Raw genomic sequence first — 333 nt, 5'->3', positions numbered from 1 at the left:
CCGCTCCACCAGCGCCATGCTGCGCTCGTCGCGCCACGCGGTACGCGCCACCGGCACGCGACCGCTGGCACGCACGAAGGCATCGGCCAGCGCAGGGGTGGAGTAGGGGTTCTGTCCGGTCACCAGGCGTCCATCCACCACCACCTTGGGCATCATCAACGGAGCCTCCTGCCAGCGCGCGCCGCGTGCACGCAGTGCCGGTTCGAGCTGGAAGGCGAACGTGGCCGCCCAGCGTTTGCCGAAGAGCGCTTCCTCCTCCTCGGTGAACCCGGTCATCGCCCGCCCGTCCACCAGCCGGCTGCCATCGCCGAGCCGCACCTCGGCCAGCGCGGC

General features: G+C 72.1%; 1 pseudogene. It reads right to left on the bottom strand.

What is annotated here, in order from left to right:
- Positions 1 to 333: pseudogene (locus DBR34_RS23390) on the bottom strand (type 1 glutamine amidotransferase domain-containing protein); the annotation flags it as partial.

This window comes from Stenotrophomonas sp. HMWF003 (assembly GCF_003061285.1).
Classification (GTDB): Bacteria; Pseudomonadota; Gammaproteobacteria; order Xanthomonadales; family Xanthomonadaceae; genus Stenotrophomonas; species Stenotrophomonas maltophilia_AP.
Note: the sequence above shows the minus strand (reverse complement) of the source record. Positions and strands in the feature narration are given on the sequence as shown.